Raw genomic sequence first — 23,514 nt, forward strand, 5'->3', positions numbered from 1 at the left:
ATGGCGAACGATCCCGGTATTGATCCAAGGCTGATCCGAAGGCTCGGGGGCGGCGAGCTTGCTGAATTGCGACAGCGGATGAGGCAGCATTTCGAGCGCCATGGACGCACTCCAGAAAAATCGGGCTTCCACCTGACCAAGCTGAGCGCCGTTGAATACGAGGCGTTGGCTCTGCTCATCGGTCTACCTCCTCGATCCACCCAATCTGTCCGAATCGACATTGCCCGGTTCGACGCTGCCCTGCAGCATGCGGGCATGGCCAACTCGCTTCATGAAGCCCTGGAAATGCTGGATGGCCCCATCGTGAACCGAGCAGAGGCCAAGGCCGAGCTGCAGTCACGCTGGTCCAGCGTCACCGACGGTCAAGGGCTTCACCCCTCTCTGCAGGCGTGGTTGCAGGGTGCATCAGCCGTCGGCCTGCTCAAGCGGGTGTCCAAACAGGAGACCCAAACGGCTCACCTACTGCTTCAGCAAGCGCACGTGGTCTTGCTTCGCCTGCCAGCCCAGGGTCTGACACGCGCCCAACTGGCCGCCGAAGTGCTCGGCAATGCCCATGCCCTCGACACTGGACAAGCCGTAGCTTCGGTTGTGTTGGCCGTATTGCAACATGGCGCCAGTACCGATGAGCAGGAACAACCCCCTTCTGAGGAAGCCACAGAGGAAGCAGATGGCGCTCGTCGACCCAACGAACGGGTGCGAGATATCTGGGCTCGATCGGGCGTGCTCGTCAACGAGTTGGCCCGCCCTGCCCTGTTTCTGAATCTGCCAGTCCGCACTCCATCAAACACGCTGGCCGCACCAGGTGAACCAGGATACCTTTCCCTGCGCCGCCTCGTGAGAACACCGCCTGACTGGGACGTTGCGGATCAGATCATCTATGTCTGCGAGAACCCCAACATCGTCTCGATTGCAGCGGATCAACTTGGTGCCGCATGTGCTCCGCTCGTATGCACCGACGGCATGCCTGCAGCCGCGCAGCGTGTGCTGTTGAAAAAGCTGTCAGACGCTGGAGCCAAGCTGCTGTATCACGGTGACTTTGATTGGGCTGGTATTCACATCGCCAACAACGTCATGAAGCTCTGCGATGCACGTTCATGGCGATTTGGAGCCGAGGACTATCTCCAGGCAGTCAAGTCCCTCGCGCCCAAGGAGCGGGACCTAGAGGTTGTGCGCATTGCCGCATCTTGGGACTTTGCTTTGGTCGAGTCGATGCGATTGAAGGGAGTAGCCATAGCTGAAGAGGCTGTAGTCTCGCAATTGGTTGGTGATCTGCGGCATCCCCTTTGAAGTCAAATTGAACCTGAAGTGCATTCGTGTGCACCCTGTCTCGCTTGCCTCAGCGTCCGACCACCCTAAGAAGCGCTGCTCTTTGATACGATGAGTTTCAAGATGCAACGCCTTTTCAAGGCAAACAGGGAGCACCACATGGCCAATAGCCGCAACGTATTCATCAGCCACATCCATGAAGATGATCACCGTCTCACCCCGTTGAAGGACTTGCTGAACAAAGCAGGCATGGAGGTCCGGGACGGATCCATTCACAGCGACAAGCCCAACAACGCCAAGAGCCCGGACTACATAAAATCCGAAATCCTAAAGCCCCGGATCGAATGGGCTTCAGTGCTGGTGGTTCTGATTTCCCCAGACACAAAGGACAGTGATTGGGTGTCTTGGGAGATCGAATGTGCCGAGCGCATGGGTAAGCGAATTGTGGGTGTCTGGGACCACGGAGAGGCCCAATGCGACATGCCGCCTGCGCTTGACCAGTACGCAGACGCCATTGTGGGCTGGCAGGGTGAACGCGTGAAAGACGCGATCGAAGGACGCATCAACAATCGCGAACAGTCGGATGGCTCGCCCGCAAGTCCGCGCTCAGTCCCTCGGTATTCCTGCTAATCCATCGGCTATGCACTTGTATTCCTATGTGGTGGCGCGTGACTATGGTTTTGCGCCCAACCCATTCGGTGGCGTCTGCACCCTCGCCACTTGCAAGCCAGAGATCCGCCAACGTGCGGACGTGGGGGATTGGGTAGCCGGGTTGACCTCGGCAGCTGATCGGGCCACGCTAGGCTTCGTTTACATCATGAAGGTAGATGAAGTTCTCACTTACGATGCTTACTGGAACGACGCTCGATTCCAGCTTAAGAAGCCATCTCGCCGTGGAAGTGTGAAGCAACTGTTTGGGGACAACATTTATCACCAGAGCCCGACAGGTGTCTGGCATCAGGCGGACTCTCATCACAGCCTTGATGGGGGCGGCGCCAACCCAAGGAACATTGCTAACGACACAAGGTCGCACGGCGTGTTGGTCGGCCGTCGCTTCGCTTACTGGGGCAGCGCGGCCATTGATGTCCCGCAAGAATTTCTTAACTTCAATGGACACAGCATTCGACTGAATCGAGGGTATCGGTCGAAGTTTCCAGATGAATTCATCCGGGCCTTTGTCTCCTGGTTCGAATCGCTGGATGCACAGGGGTTTATTGCGCCTCCTTTCATGTGGCAGCGTCAGCGCTCAACCTGGGCCCGCCCGCAAACCTGACAGGGTATTCATGGAGTCCAAATGCCAAACGCCGTTCCAAAGCAACCTCCACTTACCCTCTCGCAGTACGCCAGCGCCGCAAGCGAGACGGACCGCTTTGCCAAGGTTCCGGGTGGAACCAGCAAGCTTACGTTCGGTTTTTTCGGCGAGGTTGGGGGATTGCTCGCTGCACTTAAGAAAGTCAATCGCGATCAACTCCTGGAATCGGAGACCGAGGTAGCAGGAGAAGAAATCGGCGATGCGCTTTGGTACCTCGTCGCAATGTCGGCAGCCCAAAACGTTGATCCTCAGCAACTCGGTCAGCATTGCCTCGCTTCGCTCCGTAAGCGATTTAATGAGTGTGACCATGATGGCCATGGTGCTGTCAGCTTTAGACAGATCGACGGCATCATTGACGTTCATGGCAGCGACTTGGCTCCGCGCCGAGTCGAACTGCTAAGTGAACTCGCACGAATGAGCGGTGAGGTGGTCGGCCACGGTACCCGCGAACAGTTGAGCCTAGGGGACGCTACTCGCGCCGATCAGTTCGGCCAATTGTTGGCCGTTCTCGGCCTTGTCTGCGCGTCATTCTTGCTGAAGCTGGAGGACGTCGCCCGAGACAATCTGGTGAAAATCCGCGGACGCTGGCCAGGGTCATCTAGAGCCTACCGGGATGCGTTCGATAACAGCTTCCCTGAACATGAACGGCTTCCTCGGATCCTACCCATTGAATTCATCGAACGCGGGCGAGTGGGTAGTACGTACGTGGTGCAGCGACTCAATGGAGTTCATGTTGGCGACCGTCTCACAGACAACAGCAATGAGGCCGATGACTATCGCTTTCACGACGTGTTCCACCTTGCCTACGTGGCGCATCTAGGGTGGTCACCTGTGATCCGTTCTCTGCTGAAGCTCAAGCGAAAATCCAACGCTGCGGTCGACGAAAATGAGGACGGCGCCCGCGCGATGATCATCGAAGAGGGGATCGCCACGTGGATATTCAACCATGCCAAGAGGCGCCGCTTCTACGAAGACGTGGAGCCCGGAAAGCTCGACTACGGTCTTCTCAAACAAGTCCACAGTATGGTGAGTGGCTACGAGGTTGATTCCTGCCCATTGTGGCAATGGGAACAGGCGATACTTGACGGGTTTCGCGTCTTTCGCGAGTTGCGAAAGACCGAGCACCGTGGAGGTATGGTCGTGGTGAACATGACCGATCACACCTTGACGTTTCAGCCAGCAACAAGAAGTGCCGAATGAACCCGAACACCTTCGTTCGAGAACTTGCATCCATCGAACTGATCAACGTGTTCAATCCGTATACGGACACGTGCCATGTGTACGACAAGAGCAATGCGGCATCTGTGAGACGAAGGAATCTCCGAACGTACTTGAGTGCGGCCCTGGCCCAAGGTGTTGACACGATTTGGATGGGGCGGGATCTTGGATACCGCGGAGGCAGGCGCACAGGCTTGGCGTTGACCGACGAGTATCACCTGGTTGATCTGGAGCGTATCTTTCCAAACACGACCTTTTCACGTGCAACGGTCGGGGACGCCGTTGCGGAACGTACGGCCGCAGAGATCTGGCGTGCTTTGAGATGCATTCCGAAGCAGCCGTTGCTCTGGAACGTCTTTCCACTTCACCCGCACGAACCCGGGAGCCAATTGAGCAATCGCCGCTTCGCGTCGCGCGAACTAGCGGCCGTTGAGGGGTTAAACGCACAGCTCATCCGTGAGCTGGGCGTCACGAGGATCGTCTCGCTTGGTCAAGACGCTGCCCACTACGCAAAGCGATTCGGAGTGGGCGTTGAGACTGTACGGCATCCGAGCTATGGTGGCGTGGTTGACTTTCGCCGAGGCATAGCAGAGTTGTATGGGCTTCGGGCAGACCTGATCAATCCTCAACAGAAACAAGCGTGTCTGTTTGCCGCGCAGTAGAAGGCTCCAGTGTCATTGCCCACTCGTCCGTTTCTCGTCCTTTACGTTGCGTGGCATCCAGCGTTCGAAGAAGGACATGCGATCGCCAAAAAACTTTACGATCACTATCGGCGTGAGCTATATAGCAATGTTGCGGGTGGTGCAGGACTGAGTGTGATCTACAGGCATGCTCCGGACCCTGCAACGTCAGCGCCAGCAGTAGTCGATTGCTCAGAAAGCGAAACCTGTGCCGTGGTCATGCTGATCGACGAACACTTTGCCAGTGATGAAAAGTATGTGTCTTGGGCAAAAGACTTGTTCACTCAGACAGATGCCATCGGACTAAGTGCTCGCGTTTTTCCGATTGCCATCACCGCTGGGGCAACCCACATTGGATTTGCCGAGCAGGCTGTACGTTGGGACCGATGGTCAACGCTGGACCATGAAGCGCGGCTGCGCCGCCTGACATCCGATCTGACATATCAGTTTTGCCGGATGTTGCGCGCCTACCTTGAGCACCTTGTCCGGCCACACGAGGAAGAAACTGCACTGGAACAGTATCTTAGAAAGGTGCAGATCTTCCTCAGCCACTCCAAGCACGACGCTGACGGGGAACGCATCGCCAAAGAAATTCGACAGCGCATTTTTGCTGGCGATGGTCTAGGTACGTTCTTCGACGTTCACGACATTCCTACAGGTCTGCGCTTTGACAGCGTCCTCTTGCAACAGGTCAAGGTCAGCGCGGTTGTTGCGGTACACACCGACAGCTTTTCTTCTCGGGAGTGGTGCCGACGGGAAATTATCGAAGCGAAGCGATGGAACGTCCCCTTGGTCGTCGCGGACTGCATTTCGGACACCGACGAGCGTGGCTTCCCGTATATGGGCAACGTTCCTGTCGTTCGGATGGATCCAGTCAAGGTTGACCGAATTGATCACGTCATCGCGCGCCTGCTTGATGAAGTGCTCAAGGACTTCCTATGGAAGTGCCGGGTTCAGTTGATGCAAAACGCTGGAACGCTTGATGCCGTATTTTTCCCTCGCTCACCCGAACTTGTCTCGTTGGCTGGGCTGAGCAATCAGGCGGGAGACCGCATTCTCGTCGTCTACCCGGACCCGCCGTTGGGTACTGAAGAGCAACGTCTCTTTGAACAGATCGCACCGCGCTATCAGTTGCGCAGCCTGACCGAATGGTTGGCATCAGCGAAGGCGACGCAGTGAGCTACAGCGAGCCCCTAAGCCATACTGCCATCGGAATCTCTATCTCTGGCAGCCAGGACATGGAAGCCCTAGGACTTGCCGAAGAGCATCTACGTGATGCCATGACTGAGGTGGCGCGACACTTGCTGGCGATGGGTGCGCGCTTGGTGTACGGCGGAGACCTCCGGGAGCACGGCTTCACCGAACTGCTCTTCGAATTGGTTGCGAGATACCGACGCGATGCGGACGTGGGTGACAGCCGACCCGCCATCGTGAACTACTTGGCGTGGCCGGTTCACCGCAGCATGCAACCCGAAAAAATCCAAACCCATTCCCAAGCCGTTGCAGGTCTGGCTGAGCTGCACTACCTAGACATTCAAGGCCGCAATATCGCGGCCGAGAAGCTGGAGGTATCCACCTCGCTTCCTACACCCGAAGAATGGTCCACAGGCCTTACCGCCATGCGCCACGTGATGACCAAAACGTGTGACGCGCGAATCATCCTTGGCGGGAAAGTCTCTGAGTTCAAGGGCCGTATGCCCGGTATTGCTGAAGAAGCTCTTTGCTCCATAGATTCAGGGCAGCCACTGTATGTGCTTGGGGGATTTGGAGGGTGTGCCCGCGGCATCGCCGAAGAACTGGGCTTGGTCGCTCCGCTTCAAGTACAGGCGACTCCCTGGGGCGACCGCGCCAAATTTAAAGGATTGACCGTTAACGCCCTCAACAATGGCTTGGATGAAGCTGAGAATCTAACGTTGGCACGAACAGTTCACGTCGACGAAGCCGTCGCGCTCATTCTTAGAGGACTGCTTCGGCGCTTCAGCGATCCTGATCGGTAAGTATCGGTTTTCGTGCTTTTCAAGCACCCCAAAAAAAATATCACGCGAACTTGGAAGCTGGTGCACAAGATCAAGGACCTTCAGCGGTGTCCCTGTCCGAATCGTCCCGGCGAGCCGAGCTGAGTGCCTTCTCCAGAGCTTTCTCCACCGCATCAATGCGGGACTGGCACACCTTGTAGGCGGCGACGGATTCCGTCACGATACTCAACAGATCATCGATGTTCGGTTCCTGCTGGTCACGCAAGGCCTGAGCGTGTTGCTGCAGCGTGCCGTAAGCTTCTTTGAACGTTTTCTGGGTCATTGGGCTCTGCCTTTCAACTCAGCGGCACGCTGGCCGTCTCTGAAATCGATGGTGATGTGGGTGTCTAGTGCAGTGGCGCTGGTGATCACCCGGCCTGTGGCGTCCCTGACGAGTGCAAAGCCTCTGTGGAGCGTCTTCTCGGGTCCCTGCCCTGCGATCTCTCGCATGAGCGCCTGAGCGTTGGTGCTTGCATCGGACAAAGTCCTTCGCGCGCGGGCACCTATGTCGTCGAAGGTTCTCGTCACGGCTTCTTGTCGTTGGCGCAGATCGGTGGACACCCTCTCGGAGACATAGCGCCATTCCGCTGTGCTCAGTACCTGCGCAGTGCGAAGCGACTGGCTGGCCTCGGCCCGGATTTCGTTCATCAAGGCCGGGACATCCCGCTGTGCCTGGTGCAGTTGCTGTTGCGCCAGGTGTTGGACGTCGGTCAACTGGCGTTGCGAGGTTTCGGCTGCAACACGCAGTTGATAAGCCGCATCGAGCTTGAGTTCAGACAACCACGCAGAGGTTTGCTGTTTCGCATGGGCCAATTCCTGTCTGGCGCCCGTTTCCACTGCGGTATAGAGCTGCGTGGTCATGCGACGCGAGTGCTCCAGGGCATGTGTTGCCCTCTGGGTCACGAATTCGAACATCGCCTTGGCTTCGCGCGTGCGTTTGACGATGGTGTGCTCGATCCCGGCGATGACTTTGGAGGGGGTGTCAAAACAGGCGTTTGAATCGACTCGGGTTTTCTAGACACCTCTGAGCCTCAAACCTGAGGCCCAATAGGAGGTGCCATGACAAAGCAACCATATCCCGAAGAATTCAAGATCGAAGCGGTCAAGCAGATCACCGAGCGAGGCCACCGGGTGGCCGATGTTTCTGCCCGGATCGGCGTGAGCCAGCACAGCCTGTACAAGTGGATCAAGGTTTACGCGGTGCCTGCGCCTGAGCGGCAGGCGCAGGCGTCCCAGACTGAGGAACTGCGGCGCCTGAAGGCTGAGCTCAGGCGCGTGACCGAGGAGCGCGACATCCTAAAAAAGGCCGCCGCGTACTTTGCCAGGCAGTCCGGGTGAGGTACGCGTTCATCAAGCAGCACGAGCAGGAATACAGCGTGCGGCGCATGTGCAAGGTGATGCAGGTCCACCCCAGCGGCTATTACGCATGGAAGGCGGCGCCGCAGAGCCTGCGTGCCAAGGAAGACCAGCGGCTGCTGAGCTTGCTCAAACAGGCGTGGCTGGAGAGCGGCGGGGTCTACGGCTACCGCAAGCTGACGCTGGACATGCGCGACCTGGGTGAGCGCTGCGGCAAGCACCGGGTGGCGCGCTTGCTCAAGGGCGAAGGCCTGCGCTCGCAGACGGGCTACGGCCGCAGGCCTGGGATGCGAGGTGGCAAGCCCGCAGTCGTCGCGCCCAACCACCTGCAGCGCCAATTCACGGTGGCCGAGCCCAACCAGTCGTGGGTCACCGACATCACCTACATCCGAACCCACGAAGGCTGGCTCTACCTGGCGGTCGTGGTCGACCTGTTCTCTCGTCAAGTGGTGGGCTGGTCCATGGGCAGCCGTATCGACACCGGCCTGGTCCTTGATGCGCTGCTGATGGCGCTGTGGCGCCGCCAGCCGCAGGCGCCTGTCCTGGTTCACTCCGATCAGGGATGTCAATTCACTGGCCACGAGTGGCAGACCTTCCTGCGTGAACACAACCTTGTCAGCAGCATGAGCCGGCGCGGCAACTGCCACGACAACGCCGTGGCCGAGAGCTTCTTCCAGTTGCTCAAGCGCGAACGCATCCGCCGGCGGATCTATACAACCCGTGACGATGCGCGATCGGACGTCTTCAACTACATCGAAATGTTCTACAACTCACAGCGCCGTCATTCGTCGGCTGCCGGGCTATCACCGGTAGAGTTCGAACAGCGACATTCCCAACGGCTCAAAAGTGTCTAGGAAAGCCGGGGCGATTCAGTGTGGACTGGCGCGAGCGGCTGGGGGCGTTCATTGCCGAGACCGACCGGGTGTTCGACCTCCTCGACGGCGTGATGCCCGAGATCGCCTGGTTGCAGGACACCGACACGCTGAGCTACCTGCACGCCACCGTGTCGCCGCGCGCCTACCCGGTGGCCGTGCCCGAGGTCCCCTTCCACCTCGATGCGCTGCTGGCCGATGCCCCGCTGCTCGGCGGTCTGGCGCCGATGCTGGGGAATGCGCACCTGCGCGTGACCACGGTGCGCGGGTTTCCCACATCCACCTGGCCCGGTGTGCTGGACGACCTGAATCGGCTCGGCTTTGCCTACCGCTGGTCCACGCGCTTTCTGTGCATGGACAAGGCCGAGGCAGAGAAGGAGCTGGGCCGCCTGCGCCGCCAGTGGTTCGCCAAGCGCAAGAACGTGATCGCCCTGCTGCGCGAGACGTTGTTCCAGCAAGAGTCGCCGCTGGTGGACACCGACGCGGGCAACAAGGCCGCCGACGCCGATGCGGCCCTGCAGGAACTGGGCAGCGACCAGGTGGCCTTCGGCTACGTGACCGCCACGCTCACCGTGCTCGATGGCGACGCGACCGCCGCCGATGAAAAGCTGCGCATGGCCGAGCGGGTGATCCAGGGCCGCGGCTTCGTCACCATCCCCGAGACGCTGAACGCCGTGGAAGCCTGGCTGTCGTCGATCCCGGGCAATGCCTACGCCAACGTGCGCCAGCCAATTATCTCAACGCTGAACCTGGCCCACCTGATGCCGGTCTCGGCCGTGTGGGCCGGGCCGGAGCGCAACCGGCACCTGGACGGCCCGCCGCTGGTCGTGACCCGCACCGAAGGTTCAACACCCTTCCGGCTGGTGACCCACGTGGGCGATGTCGGCCACACGCTGGTGGTGGGCCCAACGGGCATGGGCAAGTCGGTGCTGCTGGCCTTGCTGGCCCTGCAGTTCCGGCGCTACCCCGGCTCGCGCATCTTCGCGTTCGACATGGGCCGATCGATGCGCGCCACCGTGCTGGGCCTGGGCGGAGAGCACTACGACCTGGGCCACGACGGCGACATCGCCTTCCAGCCGCTGGCCGGCATCGACCAGGAGGGCTACCGCAGCTGGGCCGCCGAATGGGTCGAAGGCCGGCTGGTGCACGAAGGCGTGTCGGTGGGACCGGACGAGAAGGCAGCGATCTGGTCCGCACTGGGCAGCCTGGCCGGCGCGCCGCTAGAGCAGCGCACGCTCACCGGCCTGTCGGTGCTGCTGCAGTCCAACGCGCTGCGCCAGGCGCTCGCTCCCTACGTGCTGGGCGGCGCCCACGGCAAGCTGCTGGACGCCGACCACGACCGACTGGGCGCGGCCGACGTGCAGTGCTTCGAGATGGAAGAGCTGATGGGCAGCCGCGCGGCGGTGATGGCCGTGCTCGGCTACCTGTTCGCACGGTTCGAGGCCCGCTTCGACGGTGCACCCACCCTGCTGATGCTGGACGAATCCTGGCTGTTCCTGGACGACCCGGTGTTCGCGGCGCGCATCCGCCAGTGGCTCAAGACGCTGCGCAAGAAGAACGTGTCGGTGCTGTTCGCCACGCAGAGCCTGGCCGACATCCAGGGTTCGAGCATCGCGCCGGCCATCGTGGAGAGCTGCGCGAGCCGCATCTTTCTGCCCAACCCGCAGGCCACCGAGCCGCAGGTGCGTTCAATCTACGAGGCCTTCGGCCTGAACCGCCGGCAGATCGAGATCGTGGCCACCGCCGTGCCCAAGCGCGACTACTACTACCAGTCCCGGCTGGGCAACCGCCTGTTCGATCTGGACCTGCGTGCCGTGGCCCTGGCCTTTGCCGGCGCCTCCTCGCCGCAGGACCAGCGGCTGATCGACGAGGTACTGGCCACCTGTCCACCCGAGGGCTTCGCCCCGGCCTGGCTGCGCCGCCATGGACTGAACTGGGCCGCCGATCTCTTTCACCACCACACCGATCACCACCCCGGGCATGCCCGACCTTCAGGAGAAACGCCATGAGCCTTCGTGCACCGCTTCGCTCTTTCCACTCTTTCAAACCCCGCCTCGTCGCGCTGGCCACCGCTGCCGCGCTGACTCTGGGCGCCACACAACCCGCGCACGCACTGTTCGGCGTGGGTGACATCGTGCTGGACCCGGTCAACCTGGTGCAGAACACCATGACGGCCGCGCGCACGCTGGAGCAGATCAACAACCAAATCCGCCAGTTGCAGAACGAGGCGCAGATGCTGATCAACCAGGCGCGCAACCTGGCTAGCCTGCCGTTCAACGTGGTCAACCGCCTGCGTTCGACGCTGGACACAACCCGGCAACTGATCGCACAAGCTCAGGGTCTGGCCTACCAGGTGTCGCATCTCAACACCGAGTTCGCCCGCCTCTACCCTGAGCAGTACGCCGCCACCGTGAGCGGCAACCAGATGTTCCAGGACGCCCACCAGCGCTGGAAGAACACGCTGAGCGGCCTGCAGACCGCCATGCAGATGCAGGCCCAGGTGTCGCAGAACCTGAGTCTGGACGAAGGTGTGCTGGCCGATCTGGTGAGCCAGAGCCAGTCGGCCACCGGCGCGCTGCAGGCCATGCAGGCGACCAACCAGCTGCTGGCCCTGCAGGCCAAGCAGTCCATCCAGTCGCAGCAGCTGATGCTGACGCAGGACCGCGCCGCCTCGCTGGAGCTGGCGAGACAGGCCGCGGCCATCGAGCGCGGCCGTGAGGTGACGCGCCGCTTCATTGGCAGCGGCACGGGCTACACGCCGCAGGGCGTGAGCTTCTACAGCCACTGAAGCACCGGAGGCCCTGCCATGGACGACGTCGCCGTCATCGACCGCTTCCTGAACACCTTCTCCACCTACATCGACTCGGGCTTCGGGTTGCTGAGCGGCGAGGTCGCCTTCCTCACCGCCACGCTGGTGGCCATCGACATGACCATGGCCGGCCTGTTCTGGGCCATGGGCCACGCCACCGGCCAGGGCGAGGATGTGCTGGCCCGGCTGCTGCGCAAGGTGCTCTATGTCGGTGCTTTTGCCTACATCATCGGCAACTTCAACAGCCTGTCGGGCATCGTGTTCCGCTCGTTCGCCGGGCTGGGCCTGCAGGCCAGCGGATCGGGCATGAGCCTGGCCACCTTCCTGCAGCCCGGTCATCTGGCCAAGGCCGGCATCGATGCGGCGGCGCCCATCCTGCAGCAGATCAGCGACCTCTCGGGCTTCCCCGAGGTGTTCATCAACATCGCGCCCATCGTGGTGCTGTTCCTGGCCTGGCTCGCGGTGATCGTGAGCTTCTTCGTGCTGGCCGTGCAGCTTTTCGTGACGCTGCTCGAGTTCAAGCTCACCACGTTGGCCGGGTTCGTGCTGGTGCCCTTTGCCTTGTGGAACAAGACCACCTTCCTGGCCGAGAAGGTGCTGGGCAACGTGGTGTCCTCGGGCATCAAGGTGCTGGTGCTCGCGGTGATCGTGGGCATCGGCACGGGTCTGTTCTCGCAGTTCCAGACCGCTCCGGCCGAGCCCTCCATCGACCACGCGCTGGTGGTGATGCTGGCCTCGCTGTCCCTGCTCGGACTGGGCATATTCGGGCCTGGCATCGCGACCGGTCTGGTGTCCGGCGCGCCGCAACTGGGTGCGGGTGCGGCGGCTGGAACGGCGCTGGGTGCCACCGGCCTTGCGGTTGCAGGAGGCGCTGCCGTGGCCGGTGCTGGTGCGGCCGTGGCCGCCGGTACACGCATGGCGCCGGGCGCGGGACGCGCTGCGATTGGCGGTGGCGCATCGGCGGCCCGATCGGCCAGCGGCCTTGCGGCAGGTGCGAGGTCGGCCTACGAGGCAGGCGCTGCCGCGTCCTCGGGCGGACCGCTGCGCGCCGCTGGTGCGGGCGTGGCCAACGTGGCTCGCACGGGTGCCAGCGCCATGGGCCAAAAGCTGACCGAGGGTGCGAAGGCCGTGAAAGACAAGGTATCGGGCTTCGTGGCCGAGGCCGCTGCGCCTGCTGCGGTATCGGGCGCCGATTCGGCCACGTCCAGTGCAACCACCACGGCACCCGCCAACGAGCCGGCCTGGGCGCAGCGCATGCGCCGGCGCCAACAGATCGGCCATGCCGCCACGACAGCCGCACACACCCTGCGCGGTGGTGACGGCGGTGGCTCGGGCAGCGGTCCCAGCCTTCGAGATTCGGATTCCTGAGGAGAACCCAGCATGCGATTCAAACGACCGCAGGTGCGCTACGCCGACACGCCGCAGCCTGCCACCCCCTACCAATCGGCCGCACAGGCCTGGGACGAGCGCATCGGCTCGGCCCGCATGCAGGCCCGCAACTGGCGCCTCATGGCCTTCGGTTGCCTGTCGCTGGCCCTGCTGATGGCAGGTGGCCTGGTCTGGCGCTCTGCGCAGTCCATCGTCACGCCCTACGTGGTGGAGGTGGACCAGGCCGGTCAGGTGCGAACCGTCGGAGAAGCCACCTCGCCCTACCGCCCCGGTGATGCGCAGATCGCGCACCACCTCGCCCGCTTCGTAACGCTGGTGCGTTCGCTGTCTATCGACCCGATCGTCGTGCGTCAGAACTGGTTGGACGCCTACGACTACACGACCGACCGTGGGGCAGCCGTGCTCAACGAGTACGCCCGCACCAACGATCCGTTCGTGCGGGTGGGCAAGGAGTCAGTGACGGTGCAGATCACCAGCGTGGTCCGCGCCAGCGACGCCTCGTTCAACGTGCGCTGGACCGAACAGCGCTACGTCAATGGCGCGCCGGCCGGTACCGAGCGGTGGACGGCCGTGGTCTCCACCGTGCTTCAGACGCCGCGCACCGAGCAGCGCCTGCGCAAGAACCCCCTGGGCATCTACGTCAACGGCTTGTCCTGGAGCCGCGAGCTGGATGCGAACGAAGGAACCAAGCCATGAAAACCCTGAATACCAATACGCATCACGTTGTGGTCTCCCTTGCCCTTGCGACCGCCCTGGCAGGGTGTGCATCGCAGGGCGTGCCGCCGCCCGTGATCCCGCTGGACGAGCCGGTGATGGCCCAGCCGCTGCCCGAGCCACCTCAGCCGGTGGAAGTGGTCGCCGTGCCGAGGGTGCTGCCGATGCCCGCCCAGATGAAGCCGCTGCCGGAGGCGCAGGACAAGCCGCCAACACCCGAGCCCACCGACGAGCGACTTCGCGTGTCGCGCGCCAACGCAGAAGCCCGGGTGGCGCCCACGCGCGAAGGCTACGTCAACGCCATCCAGGTCTGGCCCTACACCGACGGAGCGCTGTACCAGGTCTATGCCGCGCCCGGCCGCGTGACAGTGATCTCGCTGCAGGCCGGGGAAGAACTGGTGACCGTGGCTGCGGGCGATACGGTTCGCTGGGTCGTGGGTGACACGTCCAGCGGCTCGGGCGACGCGCTGCGCGTGAACGTGCTGGTCAAGCCAGTGCGCACGGGTCTGAAGACCAACCTGGTCGTCACCACCAACCGCCGCACCTACCTGATCGAGCTGACTTCCACCGAAAGGGCCTGGATGGCGTCGGTCTCCTGGGACTACCCCAAGGACCACATGTTGGCGCTACAGCGGCAAGCCCAGGCCGCTCAGACGGCAGCGCCGGTGGACGCCGGGCTGACCCTGGAGCGGATCCGCTTCCGCTACGCGATCAGCGGCAGCACACCGCCCTGGAAGCCGCTGCGAGCCTTTGACGATGGCGAGAAGGTCTACATCCAGTTCCCGACCGGCATCGCGCAGGGCGAGTTGCCACCGCTGTTCGTCATCGGTGCACAGGGCGACGGGCAGTTGGTGAACTACCGCTTCCGCTCGCCCTACTACATCGTCGATCGCCTGTTCGGCGCGGCCGAGTTGCGGCTGGGCGCAGACAAGGGTGACGCGGTCCGCATCGAGCGCACGGATGGTGTGCCGCCCACCACTCGGAGGGACTGAGCATGGCCACGAACGACTCCACCCCATCGGGCGCCAGCAGCCGTCCCGCAGCGGCCAAGGTGTCACCCGAGTCGGTTGCTCTGCGGGCGCAGCCACAACCTGTGACCCGCCTGAATCGCCGCAGCCTCGCGTTCATGGCGGGCCTACTGGCCTTGGGGGTGCTGGGGGCGACGGTGTGGTCGCTGCAGCCCAAGGCGCGCCGCGAGGTGAACGACTCCGCCGAACTGTTCAACGTAGATCGGGTGTCGCGTTCCGAAGGCCTGGGAAAGTTGCCTACCGACTACTCAAAGCTGCCGCCACTGCTACCTGCGGCCGTGCCCGAACTCGGGCCGCCCTTACCCGGCGATCTGGGGCCGGCCATCGTCAAATCGCAACAGCCGGTGGTACCGAGCTATTCGCCGCCGGGACACGATCCCGCCGCGGCAGAGCGCGATGCCCGGCGCAAGGAAGCCGAGCAGGCAGCGGCAGCGTCGGTGTTCTTTCGCAGTGGTGGGCAGCGCGCTACCGCTGCTTCATCAGCCGCTGCAGCGCCTGGCGCCACCAGCAGGACACAAAGCAATATGGCCAGCTTCGACCCGATGGCGGCTGGGCTGACGTCCACGCCAGCGCAGGCTGGCGGTGCCGACGCCACGACGGCACAAAACGGACAACACCAGAAAGAGGCCTTCCAGAAAGCCGCATCCACGGAAACACGCAATTCCGGCTCTCTGCAACTGCCAGCATCGCCCTACCAGGTGATGGCGGGCACGGTGATCGCCGGGGCCTTGATCACCGGCATTCAGTCGGACCTGCCCGGCGACGTGATCGCCACGGTCACCGAACCGGTGTACGACACCGCCAGCGGCAAACACCTGTTGATTCCCCAGGGCTCGCGCATCCTCGGCCGCTACAACAGCCAGGTGAGCTTCGGCCAGAGCCGTGTGCAAGTGGTGTGGAACCGGGTCATCCTGCCCGACACGTCCTCGCTGACGCTGGACAACCTGGTGGGCTCGGACCCTGCTGGCCGGGCCGGACTCGAAGATGGCGTGGACTGGCACTGGGATCGCGTCTTTGCCGGTGCAGCATTGACGTCGCTGCTGGGAATCGGGGCCGAACTGGCCGCGCCCGAAAATCGGCAAGACGGCAACCGCATCGTGATCGCCGGCCGCGACAGCCTGCAAGACAGCGTGAACCAGATCGGTCAGGAGGTGACCCGCCGCAACCTGAACATCCAGCCGACGCTGACCGCGTGGCCGGGCCTGCCCATGCGCGTCATCGTCAACCGCGACCTGGTCCTGCGGCCCTACCAGCCGCTGTTTTTCGTCCGAGGGGGGCAGCGATGAGCACAAACCGTCAACTTCGCTTGGGGCCACTGCCCAAGACCGAAAGCGTCAAGCTGACCTTCTCATGCTCTGCCAACTTGAAGGCGGAGCTGGATCGCTACGCCGCGCTGCACGCGCAGACCTACGGCGAGGCTACCGATGCCCTGGCGCTGATCCCGCACATGCTGGAGGCCTTCATGGCGCGGGATCGGGGCTTCAAGAAGGGCTTGGCTGAATACCGTCGCCATACGGCTCCACCAGCCCCGCCAGTACCAACGGCGACCTCTACTCAGGTCCAGCCGACCAACTCCTCCCGTGGAGAATTGATGGACCGTGCAATGACCACCCACCTATGACACCTTGGTGCTACGCCCTGCTACGCCGTGGCGAGTTTTCTTCGACGACTTCTCTTTTGAGAATGGCATCAGGCGCTCGATGACCGCGCGCAGGAGCCACGCCATGAAAAACGAAAGGTCGGAACCGTCGTACAGACCCATCACGAGCTACCCGCCAGGTGCACTGGTGCGCAGTTCGGACATCTGCCGCGATCCCAGACGCGGCTATGCCGGCATCCTGCCGATCGACCGAAGCACCTGGCACCGGTGGGTGAAGTCGGGCAAAGCTCCGGCAGGCCGCTTCCTCGCCGGAACCGCCACGCGGGTCTGGGAGATCGAGACGGTCCGCAGCCTGGGAACATCTACGTCGTAATTTTGTCGATCCGGTCCGCCAGCCACTGCAACGCTTTGCGGCGCTCATCAGCGTATTCGGCATGGGTATAGGCCGCCACGACGGAACTGCGTTCCTGGTGCGCAAGCAGCCGTTCCACCACATCACGGGAGAACCCATTTTCCCGCAACAAAGTGGCTGCTGTCCCCCGCATTCCATGCGGTGAAAACTCAGGCACCCCAAAATCCAAACGCTTGATGAAATGGTTGAGCGTGGCGTCCGAGATTGGCTTGCCTTGCCCTCCCAGGAATCGCATCGGGAACACATATTCGCCATGCCCTGACATCTTCTTCAACTCCTGCAGCAGGTTGACTGTCTGCTCCGACAAGTAGACCCGGTGCGGGCTACGCATCTTCATGCGCGCGGCGGGAATGTCCCATATGCGTGCCCCCAGGTCGAACTCGCCCCACTTTGCCAGCCGCAATTCGGACTTGCGCACCATGGTCAGCATGAGCAACTTGACCGCATAGACGGTCACGGCACTGGCCGTATGCTGCATGCCGACCTTCTTCCAAAAAGCGGCCAGTTCCTTCTCCGACAAGTGCCGATGGTGGGTTTTGGGCGGCACCTTGATGACGCCCCGAATCGCCACGGCCGGGTTGCTGTCTACCAGCAGCTTTCGGATCGCGTGGTTGAAGATCTGCTGAATCAGTGCCCGGCAGCGATCAGCTGTTGTCGGCACATGCTTGAGCGCCTCCACGATGGTCAGCACGTGGGCCGGCTTCACCTCTGCCAAAGCCTTTTCCCCGATCGTGGGATTGATGTGAGCATCCAGCAGACGGATCGTCTGGCTTCGGTAGCTCTCGGACCGATAGAACAGGGTATCGGCGATCCACTGCTTGGCGAACGAGGCAAACGTGATGCGTGCACGGTCCTCCGCTTCCCGCTGAGCCGTTGTCTCCCGCGTGTACCGGATCGGGTCTACCCCCTTGGCCACCAACGCGCGCAACTCTGCATGCTTGTCGCGCGCATCGGCAATGCCGATCTCGGGATATGAGCCGATCGTCAACTTGGGCCGGCTACCGCCGAGCCGGTAGCTGTAACGCCAAACCTTCGATCCCGTGGCCAGTACCTCGACATACAGGCCCCCACCATCCGTCAGGACGTAGGGTTTGGCCTTGGGTTTGGCCGCGTTGATGACCGTCGCACGAAGGGCGTAGTTGACACTGCGATCTGCCATGGGTGGCTCCATGAAACCGGCGATAGGTCGCTGGTATGGCTCCATATTCTGCACCATGGAGCAATTCATGGAGCCATGGCGCCGCAATGCAGGCCGACCTCGCGCAACGATGGGCAACAAAAAAGCCCCTCTTCCAGAGAGAACGTGGCCTTTTTGCAACCCGGAACACCCGGGGGAAACCAGTTTACATGTTATCGATCATGACCTGGCCAAAGCCCGAGCAGCTCACCTGCGTGGCGCCGTCCATCAAACGGGCGAAGTCGTAGGTGACTTTCTTGCTGGCAATCGACTTCTTCATCGAGCTGATGATGAGGTCGGCCGCTTCCACCCAGCCCATGTGGCGCAGCATCATTTCGGCCGAGAGGATTTCGGAACCGGGGTTCACGTAGTCCTTGCCGGCGTACTTGGGCGCCGTGCCGTGCGTGGCTTCGAACATGGCAATGGTGTCCGACAGGTTGGCGCCGGGGGCAATGCCGATGCCGCCGACTTGCGCGGCCAGGGCGTCAGACACATAGTCGCCGTTGAGGTTGAGCGTGGCGATCACGCTGTACTCGGCCGGGCGCAGCAGGATTTGCTGCAGGAAGGCGTCGGCGATGCTGTCCTTGACGGTGATTTCCTTGCCCGTCTTGGGGTTCTTGAACTTCATCCAGGGGCCGCCGTCGATCAGCTCGGCGCCGAATTCCTTGGCGGCCAGGCCGTAGGACCAGTCGCGGAAGCCCCCTTCGGTGAACTTCATGATGTTGCCCTTGTGCACGATGGTGACGCTGGGCTTGTCGTTGTCGATGGCGTACTGGATGGCCTTGCGCACCAGGCGCTCGGTGCCTTCGCGCGAGACGGGCTTGATGCCGATGCCCGACGTGGCGGGGAAGCGGATCTTCGTGACACCGAAGTCGTCCTGCAAAATCTTGATGAGCCGCTTGGCCTTGTCGGATTCGGCTTCGAATTCGATGCCGGCGTAGATGTCTTCCGAGTTCTCGCGGAAGATGACCATGTTGGTCTTTTGTGGTTCTTTCACGGGCGAGGGCACGCCGTCAAAGTACTGGATGGGGCGCAGGCAGACGTACAGGTCAAGCTCCTGGCGCAGGGCCACGTTCAGCGAGCGGATGCCGCCGCCCACGGGCGTGGTGAGGGGCCCCTTGATGGACACCACATAGTCTTTGATGGCCGCCAGGGTTTCTTCGGGCAGCCACACGTCAGGGCCATAAATCTTGGTGGATTTCTCGCCAGCAAAGACTTCCATCCAGTGAATCTTCTTTTTGCCGCCGTAGGCCTTGGCCACGGCTGCGTCGACCACCTTGATCATGACCGGTGTGATATCGGCGCCAGTGCCGTCGCCTTCGATGAACGGAATAATCGGTTGGTCTGGCACATTCAATGACATGTCGGCATTGACGGTGATTTTCTGGCCTTCGGCGGGCACTTTGATGTGCTGGTAGGTGGTCATGGTCGCAAGACTCCGTTGGGGGCTGAAGGGCTTTCAGCAGGTTAGGCAAAACTCTCTAAACCTTTTAATTCTACCGACAAAAGATTTTGCAAATCCCTGTCAACGGCCCGGCCCGGGCGCCGTTGTGGACGGGCTTGGCAAGCTTTGCAAAGCACCAAAACAACCGGCGTTTCCCTTTTTCTGGAAAGTTCCTATGAACAAACTTCTTGCCACCCTTGCAGCAACTCTTTTCGTGTTCTCTGCCCAAGCCCAGACCGCCGCCCCCGCAGCACCGGCACCTGCCGCAGCACCGGCACCTGCCGCAGCACCGGCACCTGCCGCAGCACCCATGGCTGCTGCAGCTCCTGAGGCAGCACCCGCGCCCCAAGCAATGAAGGCCACCAAGACGCACAAAGCGGCCAAATCCCACAAGAAGACCGCCAAGAAAAAGGCCCACAAGGCTGCGGCAAAGGCCGCTTGATTGGATTTCCAGGCGACCTCGGCGGTGCTGCTCGCCACCCCGCCTGATGTATGAGAATGGCCCGCTTCGTGCGGGCCTTTTTTTGCCTGTATCGCAACCGTTTCACCGTTTTCTCGGAGTGTTCATGACTGGGCTTTCTCTGGCTCCCCGTTTTTCGCTGCCGCTTGTGCTGGCGGCGCTGCTGGCACCCTTGGCCAGCGTGCAGGCCCAGGAGGCGCCGCAGATGGATTTGCCGCGTACCGAACTCTCGGCCGGAATGTACCGCATCGATGCCCAGGTCGCGCAGACACCCAGCGAGCGCCAGATCGGGTTGATGCAGCGCCAGTCCATGCCGCCTCAGGAAGGCATGTTGTTCATCTTCGAGCGAGCCGGTGTTCAGTGTTTCTGGATGAAGAACACCTTGCTGCCGCTGACCGCTGCCTTTGTTGCCGACGACGGCACCGTGGTGAACCTGGCCGATATGCAGCCGGAGACCACCGATTCGCATTGCAGTAGCAAACCCGTGCGTTACGTGCTGGAAATGAACCAGGGCTGGTTCAAGGCGCGCAATGTCAAAGCGGGGTTCAAGCTTTCGGGCGCAGTGTTTGCCGCAGCCAAACGCTGACCAAATACCGAGGCAGCCTTCAAAAAGAAGAGCTACAGACGCTTATCCAGCCTGCGCAAAGTCCATTAATTAAGCAAAAAAAGCGGCCCCAAGGGGCCGCTTTTCATTGGAGCAACGCGGATCAGGCGAAGTTCGACTCGGCGAACTTCCAGTTCACCAAGTGCTCGAGGTACGCCTCAAGGAATTTCGGCCGCGCATTGCGGTAGTCGATGTAGTAGGCGTGCTCCCAGACGTCCACGGTCAACAGCGCCTTGTCGGCCGTCGTCAAGGGCGTGCCAGCGGCGCCGGTGTTGACGATGTCCACGCTGCCGTCGGGCTTCTTCACGAGCCAGGTCCAGCCCGAGCCGAAGTTGCCGGCAGCCGACTTGACAAAGGCTTCCTTGAACGCGGCATACGAGCCAAACTTGGCGTCAATGGCCGCGGCGAGCGCGCCGGACGGTGCACCGCCGCCAGCCGGCTTCATGCAGTTCCAGAAAAATGTGTGGTTCCAGATCTGCGCGGCGTTGTTGTAGATGCCACCGGTGGCGCTCTTGACGATCTGCTCCAGCGGCATGCTGGCGTATTCGGTGCCTTCCTGCAGCTTGTTCAGGTTGTCCACATAGGCCTTGTGGTGCTTGCCGTGGTGGTACTCCAGGGTTTCCTGGCTGTAATGGGGTGCCAGCGCGTCGATGGCGTAAGGCAGAGGGGGAAGCTGGTGTTGCATGGGGAACTCCTTTGGAATGGCTTGTTGTGGGCGCGCAGGCCAGCCGCGCGGGCTTCAACAGGCATTCTAGGAAGAACGCGCCGAAGCTGCTCGCTGCGGGGCCATGGCCCCACCGCTGCAGGGCGAAACCCGGTCTTGTCCTACAACAGCCGCGGCGGCACCACCGTCAGGTCAAGCGAGCCATCGGCCAAGCGCGCGCGCAAGGCAGTGGCGGGCGGCGCCTGGCGCACGCTGCGCACCAGCTCTCCAGACGGGGTTTGCAGCAGGGCGTAGCCACGCTGCAGCACCAGAGCCGGGTCCAGCAGTTGCAGGCGCAGGGCCGCGGTGGCCAGGCGCTGCTGATGCGCCCCCAGCGCAGACCTTAATTTTTGAGGAAAATCGGCCTCTAGCGCTTTTACTATCTGAGTTTCATGCTGCAATTTCAATAGCATTGCATGCTGCAGCCGCTGTGCAAGCCGCGCCAGGCCAAGCTGCTCGCGCTGCGCAATCTGCGAGGGCCGTCCCAGGCGGGCGGCGGCCTGGTCCAGGCGCAGGTGGCGCTGGTCAATCTGGCGCTCCAGCGCTTCGGTGAGGCGCTGCTGCAACAACGCAAGCGCAGCCAGCCAGGTGTCGCGCGGCGCCGACACCAGTTCGGCTGCGGCCGTTGGCGTGGGCGCGCGCAGGTCAGCGCAGAAGTCGGCGATGCTGAAATCGGTCTCGTGGCCCACACCGCAGACCAGCGGCACCGGGCTTTGCACCACGGTGCGTGCCAGCGCCTCGTCGTTGAAGGCCCAGAGATCTTCCAGTGAACCGCCGCCGCGCACCAGCAGAATGACGTCTATGGGCACGGCGCCAGCTTCGGGCGGCGCGGCAGCTCGGGCGTAGAGCTGCTCCAGCGCGCGCACCAGCGACTGCGGTGCCTGCGCGCCCTGCACCTGGGCCGGTACCAACAGCACCGGAATGTGCGGTACGCGCCGGCGCAGCGCGCTGACGACGTCGTGCAGGGCGGCAGCCCCGAGCGAGGTGACCAGGCCAATGCCGCGCGGCGCGAGGGGCAGCGGCCGCTTGCGAGCGGCATCGAACAAGCCCTCTTTTTCCAGTTTTTCCTTCAGACGAAGAAACTGCTCGAACAAAGCCCCCTGGCCGGCGCGCTGCAGATGTTCGACCACCAGTTGCAGATCGCCACGCTGCTCGTAGACGCCCAGACGGCCGCGCAACTCCACACAGTCGCCGTCCTTGGGGCTGAAATCGAGCAGACTGGCAGCGCGGCGGAACATGGCGCAGCGGATCTGACCGCCAGCGTCCTTGAGGGAAAAATAGCAGTGGCCGCTGGAAGCGCGGGAAAACCCTGAAATCTCGCCGCGCACGGCCACCGGATTGAAGCGCGCCGCCAAGGCATCGCCCACCGCACGGCACAGGGCGCCTACGTCCCAAACGCGTTCGCCGCCAGGGACCAGCGCTTGCTCAAACATGAGCGTGAAAACACGTGCTGGCGTGGCCTGCGCGCACTTGCTGCAGCGCAGTACTCCACAGCGCAGGCGCAGCGAGCACGCGCCCTACAATTTTTAGGGGAAATCGCCAGAAACCAAGCAAATACGTACAAGTCATTGATTTTATTGGATTTTTTACTGCACAAAAAATCATCAAAGTGTTCTAATCACGTATTGGCGCCACATTGCAGGCCATTGGCACTGGCTTACCCACAAAGTTATCCACAGCTTCTGTGGGCGAATGGCGAGGCGCTGCACCGCACAAGCCAAAGCACGAATGGCGCAAAAAAGCTGGTCCATAATGCCCGCTTGCCCAATCCGCGCGGAGAGAGAATTGCTGTCCATCATACAAGCCGCAGGCTGGCCCATCTGGCCTTTGGTCGCCTGCTCGATCCTCGCGCTGGCGCTCGTGATCGAGCGCTTCATTGCGCTGCAAACAGCCCGCGTGGCGCCGCCCAAACTGCTTGATGAAGCCATTTCCGTCTCTTCCGTGAGCTTGCCCGGCCCCGACGTGGTGGCGCAACTGGCGCAAAACTCGGCCCAGGGCGAAGTGCTGGCGACGGGCTTGCGGGCGCTCAACAGCAACCCACGTTGCACAGAAACCGATTTGCGCGCCGCCATGGAAGGCGCTGGGCGGGTGGTGGCGCACCGGCTCGAAAAGTACCTCAGTGCGCTGGCCACCATTGCCTCGGCGGCGCCGCTGCTCGGCCTGCTGGGCACCGTCATCGGCATGATCGAGATTTTTGGCTCGCAAAGCCCGGGGTCTGTCAGTGGTGGCGGCAACCCGGCGCAGCTCGCACACGGGATTTCGGTGGCGCTCTACAACACCGCTTTTGGCCTGATCGTGGCCATTCCTTCGCTGATCTTCTGGCGCTACTTCCGCGCCCGGGTAGACGCCTATCTGCTGACGCTTGAGCTCTCGGCCGAGCAGTTCTTGCGCCACTTGCTGCGCATGCAGAAGAAGTGACGCCATGGTGTGCAGCAAGCCAGTACCCTGGACGGCA

23 protein-coding genes and 2 pseudogenes are annotated in these 23,514 nt (G+C 62.2%); 19 read left to right on the forward strand and 6 right to left on the reverse strand.

What is annotated here, in order from left to right; all coding sequences use genetic code 11:
* The 7 genes from D3F03_RS02505 (at position 1) to D3F03_RS02535 (ending at position 6,473) form a co-directional block, all read left to right on the forward strand.
* Entirely contained in the window at positions 1–1,287 is a 1,287-nt protein-coding gene (locus D3F03_RS02505) for a TIGR02679 family protein (RefSeq protein WP_245960473.1), read from the forward strand.
* A 90-nt stretch (positions 1,288–1,377) separates the two neighbouring features.
* Positions 1,378–1,896: a TIR domain-containing protein gene (locus D3F03_RS02510; protein ID WP_342769294.1), complete on the forward strand. Its 519-nt coding sequence runs from the start codon at positions 1,378–1,380 to the stop codon at positions 1,894–1,896.
* A 10-nt stretch (positions 1,897–1,906) separates the two neighbouring features.
* Positions 1,907–2,539, forward strand: coding sequence for an Nmad2 family putative nucleotide modification protein (locus tag D3F03_RS02515; RefSeq protein ID WP_119107777.1), 633 nt, complete (start codon positions 1,907–1,909; stop codon positions 2,537–2,539).
* Positions 2,540–2,560: 21 nt separating this feature from the next.
* Entirely contained in the window at positions 2,561–3,778 is a 1,218-nt protein-coding gene (locus D3F03_RS17200) for a nucleoside triphosphate pyrophosphohydrolase family protein (RefSeq protein ID WP_158606126.1), read from the forward strand.
* Positions 3,775–4,458 carry a uracil-DNA glycosylase gene (locus D3F03_RS02525; RefSeq protein ID WP_119107778.1) on the forward strand — a complete coding sequence of 228 codons (684 nt, stop codon included), beginning with the start codon at positions 3,775–3,777 and terminating at the stop codon, positions 4,456–4,458. Before D3F03_RS17200 ends, D3F03_RS02525 begins: the two co-directional genes overlap by 4 nt.
* 9 nt (positions 4,459–4,467) lie before the next feature.
* On the forward strand, positions 4,468–5,655 hold the full coding sequence (locus tag D3F03_RS02530; RefSeq protein ID WP_119107779.1) for a toll/interleukin-1 receptor domain-containing protein: 1,188 nt from the start codon (positions 4,468–4,470) through the stop codon (positions 5,653–5,655).
* Positions 5,625–6,473, forward strand: a complete 849-nt coding sequence (locus D3F03_RS02535; protein ID WP_245960474.1) for a hypothetical protein — start codon at positions 5,625–5,627, stop codon at positions 6,471–6,473. Before D3F03_RS02530 ends, D3F03_RS02535 begins: the two co-directional genes overlap by 31 nt.
* Positions 6,474–6,543: 70 nt before the next feature.
* Here D3F03_RS02535 and xseB read toward each other — a convergent pair whose 3' ends face one another.
* Together xseB and D3F03_RS02545 are read right to left on the reverse strand one after the other, a co-directional pair.
* Positions 6,544–6,774 carry an exodeoxyribonuclease VII small subunit gene (gene xseB, locus D3F03_RS02540; RefSeq protein WP_119107780.1) on the reverse strand — a complete coding sequence of 77 codons (231 nt, stop codon included), beginning with the start codon at positions 6,772–6,774 and terminating at the stop codon, positions 6,544–6,546.
* On the reverse strand, positions 6,771–7,352 hold the full coding sequence (locus tag D3F03_RS02545; protein WP_342769295.1) for an exodeoxyribonuclease VII large subunit: 582 nt from the start codon (positions 7,350–7,352) through the stop codon (positions 6,771–6,773). Before D3F03_RS02545 ends, xseB begins: the two co-directional genes overlap by 4 nt.
* 198 nt (positions 7,353–7,550) lie before the next feature.
* Between D3F03_RS02545 and D3F03_RS02550 the strand changes: the two genes are divergently transcribed.
* From D3F03_RS02550 to D3F03_RS17130, 9 genes and pseudogenes are all read left to right on the forward strand, one after another.
* Positions 7,551–8,701 (forward strand): IS3 family transposase gene (locus tag D3F03_RS02550; protein ID WP_119107782.1). Its coding sequence is split into 2 segments (ribosomal slippage): positions 7,551–7,797 and positions 7,797–8,701, totalling 1,152 coding nucleotides; the frame shifts between segments, so codons are not numbered across the junction.
* A gap of 20 nt (positions 8,702–8,721) precedes the next feature.
* Positions 8,722–10,728: pseudogene (trbE, locus tag D3F03_RS02555) on the forward strand (conjugal transfer protein TrbE); the annotation flags it as partial.
* Positions 10,725–11,507, forward strand: coding sequence for a P-type conjugative transfer protein TrbJ (gene trbJ / locus D3F03_RS02560; RefSeq protein WP_119107783.1), 783 nt, complete (start codon positions 10,725–10,727; stop codon positions 11,505–11,507). The pseudogene trbE and the gene trbJ, both read left to right, overlap by 4 nt.
* Positions 11,508–11,525: 18 nt before the next feature.
* Positions 11,526–12,896: a P-type conjugative transfer protein TrbL gene (gene trbL / locus D3F03_RS02565; RefSeq protein WP_119107784.1), complete on the forward strand. Its 1,371-nt coding sequence runs from the start codon at positions 11,526–11,528 to the stop codon at positions 12,894–12,896.
* 12 nt (positions 12,897–12,908) lie between these two features.
* Positions 12,909–13,613, forward strand: a complete 705-nt coding sequence (trbF, locus tag D3F03_RS02570) for a conjugal transfer protein TrbF (protein ID WP_119107785.1) — start codon at positions 12,909–12,911, stop codon at positions 13,611–13,613.
* On the forward strand, positions 13,610–14,623 hold the full coding sequence (gene trbG / locus D3F03_RS02575) for a P-type conjugative transfer protein TrbG (RefSeq protein WP_119107786.1): 1,014 nt from the start codon (positions 13,610–13,612) through the stop codon (positions 14,621–14,623). Before trbF ends, trbG begins: the two co-directional genes overlap by 4 nt.
* Positions 14,624–14,625: 2 nt before the next feature.
* Positions 14,626–15,945, forward strand: coding sequence for a TraB/TrbI/VirB10 family type IV secretion system protein (locus D3F03_RS02580; protein ID WP_119107787.1), 1,320 nt, complete (start codon positions 14,626–14,628; stop codon positions 15,943–15,945).
* A pseudogene (locus tag D3F03_RS17360) lies at positions 15,942–16,190 on the forward strand (DUF2274 domain-containing protein); the annotation flags it as partial. The gene D3F03_RS02580 and the pseudogene D3F03_RS17360, both read left to right, overlap by 4 nt.
* 193 nt (positions 16,191–16,383) lie before the next feature.
* The gene (locus D3F03_RS17130; RefSeq protein WP_147414696.1) at positions 16,384–16,632 is read left to right on the forward strand and encodes an AlpA family transcriptional regulator; all 249 of its coding nucleotides are present in this window, start codon (positions 16,384–16,386) and stop codon (positions 16,630–16,632) included.
* On the opposite strand, the gene D3F03_RS02590 is transcribed toward D3F03_RS17130, so the two are convergent.
* Complete coding sequence (locus D3F03_RS02590) at positions 16,622–17,830, reverse strand: tyrosine-type recombinase/integrase (protein ID WP_119108527.1); 1,209 nt, start codon at positions 17,828–17,830, stop codon at positions 16,622–16,624. The two genes, D3F03_RS17130 and D3F03_RS02590, sit on opposite strands and share 11 nt — an antisense overlap.
* Before the next feature lie 184 nt (positions 17,831–18,014).
* Positions 18,015–19,274: an NADP-dependent isocitrate dehydrogenase gene (gene icd, locus D3F03_RS02595; RefSeq protein ID WP_119107789.1), complete on the reverse strand. Its 1,260-nt coding sequence runs from the start codon at positions 19,272–19,274 to the stop codon at positions 18,015–18,017.
* Between the two features lie 193 nt (positions 19,275–19,467).
* Between icd and D3F03_RS02600 the strand changes: the two genes are divergently transcribed.
* Together D3F03_RS02600 and D3F03_RS02605 are read left to right on the forward strand one after the other, a co-directional pair.
* The gene (locus D3F03_RS02600) at positions 19,468–19,734 is read left to right on the forward strand and encodes a hypothetical protein (RefSeq protein WP_119107790.1); all 267 of its coding nucleotides are present in this window, start codon (positions 19,468–19,470) and stop codon (positions 19,732–19,734) included.
* A 124-nt stretch (positions 19,735–19,858) separates the two neighbouring features.
* Positions 19,859–20,338: a DUF192 domain-containing protein gene (locus D3F03_RS02605; RefSeq protein WP_119108528.1), complete on the forward strand. Its 480-nt coding sequence runs from the start codon at positions 19,859–19,861 to the stop codon at positions 20,336–20,338.
* A gap of 121 nt (positions 20,339–20,459) precedes the next feature.
* Here D3F03_RS02605 and D3F03_RS02610 read toward each other — a convergent pair whose 3' ends face one another.
* Complete coding sequence (locus tag D3F03_RS02610) at positions 20,460–21,041, reverse strand: superoxide dismutase (protein ID WP_119107791.1); 582 nt, start codon at positions 21,039–21,041, stop codon at positions 20,460–20,462.
* A gap of 140 nt (positions 21,042–21,181) precedes the next feature.
* Complete coding sequence (xseA, locus tag D3F03_RS02615) at positions 21,182–22,492, reverse strand: exodeoxyribonuclease VII large subunit (protein WP_119107792.1); 1,311 nt, start codon at positions 22,490–22,492, stop codon at positions 21,182–21,184.
* A 352-nt stretch (positions 22,493–22,844) separates the two neighbouring features.
* Between xseA and D3F03_RS02620 the strand changes: the two genes are divergently transcribed.
* Complete coding sequence (locus tag D3F03_RS02620; protein ID WP_119107793.1) at positions 22,845–23,477, forward strand: MotA/TolQ/ExbB proton channel family protein; 633 nt, start codon at positions 22,845–22,847, stop codon at positions 23,475–23,477.
* Positions 23,478–23,514 lie beyond the last annotated feature (37 nt).

This window comes from Simplicispira hankyongi, from assembly GCF_003570885.1.
Lineage (GTDB): Bacteria > Pseudomonadota > Gammaproteobacteria > Burkholderiales > Burkholderiaceae_C > Simplicispira > Simplicispira hankyongi.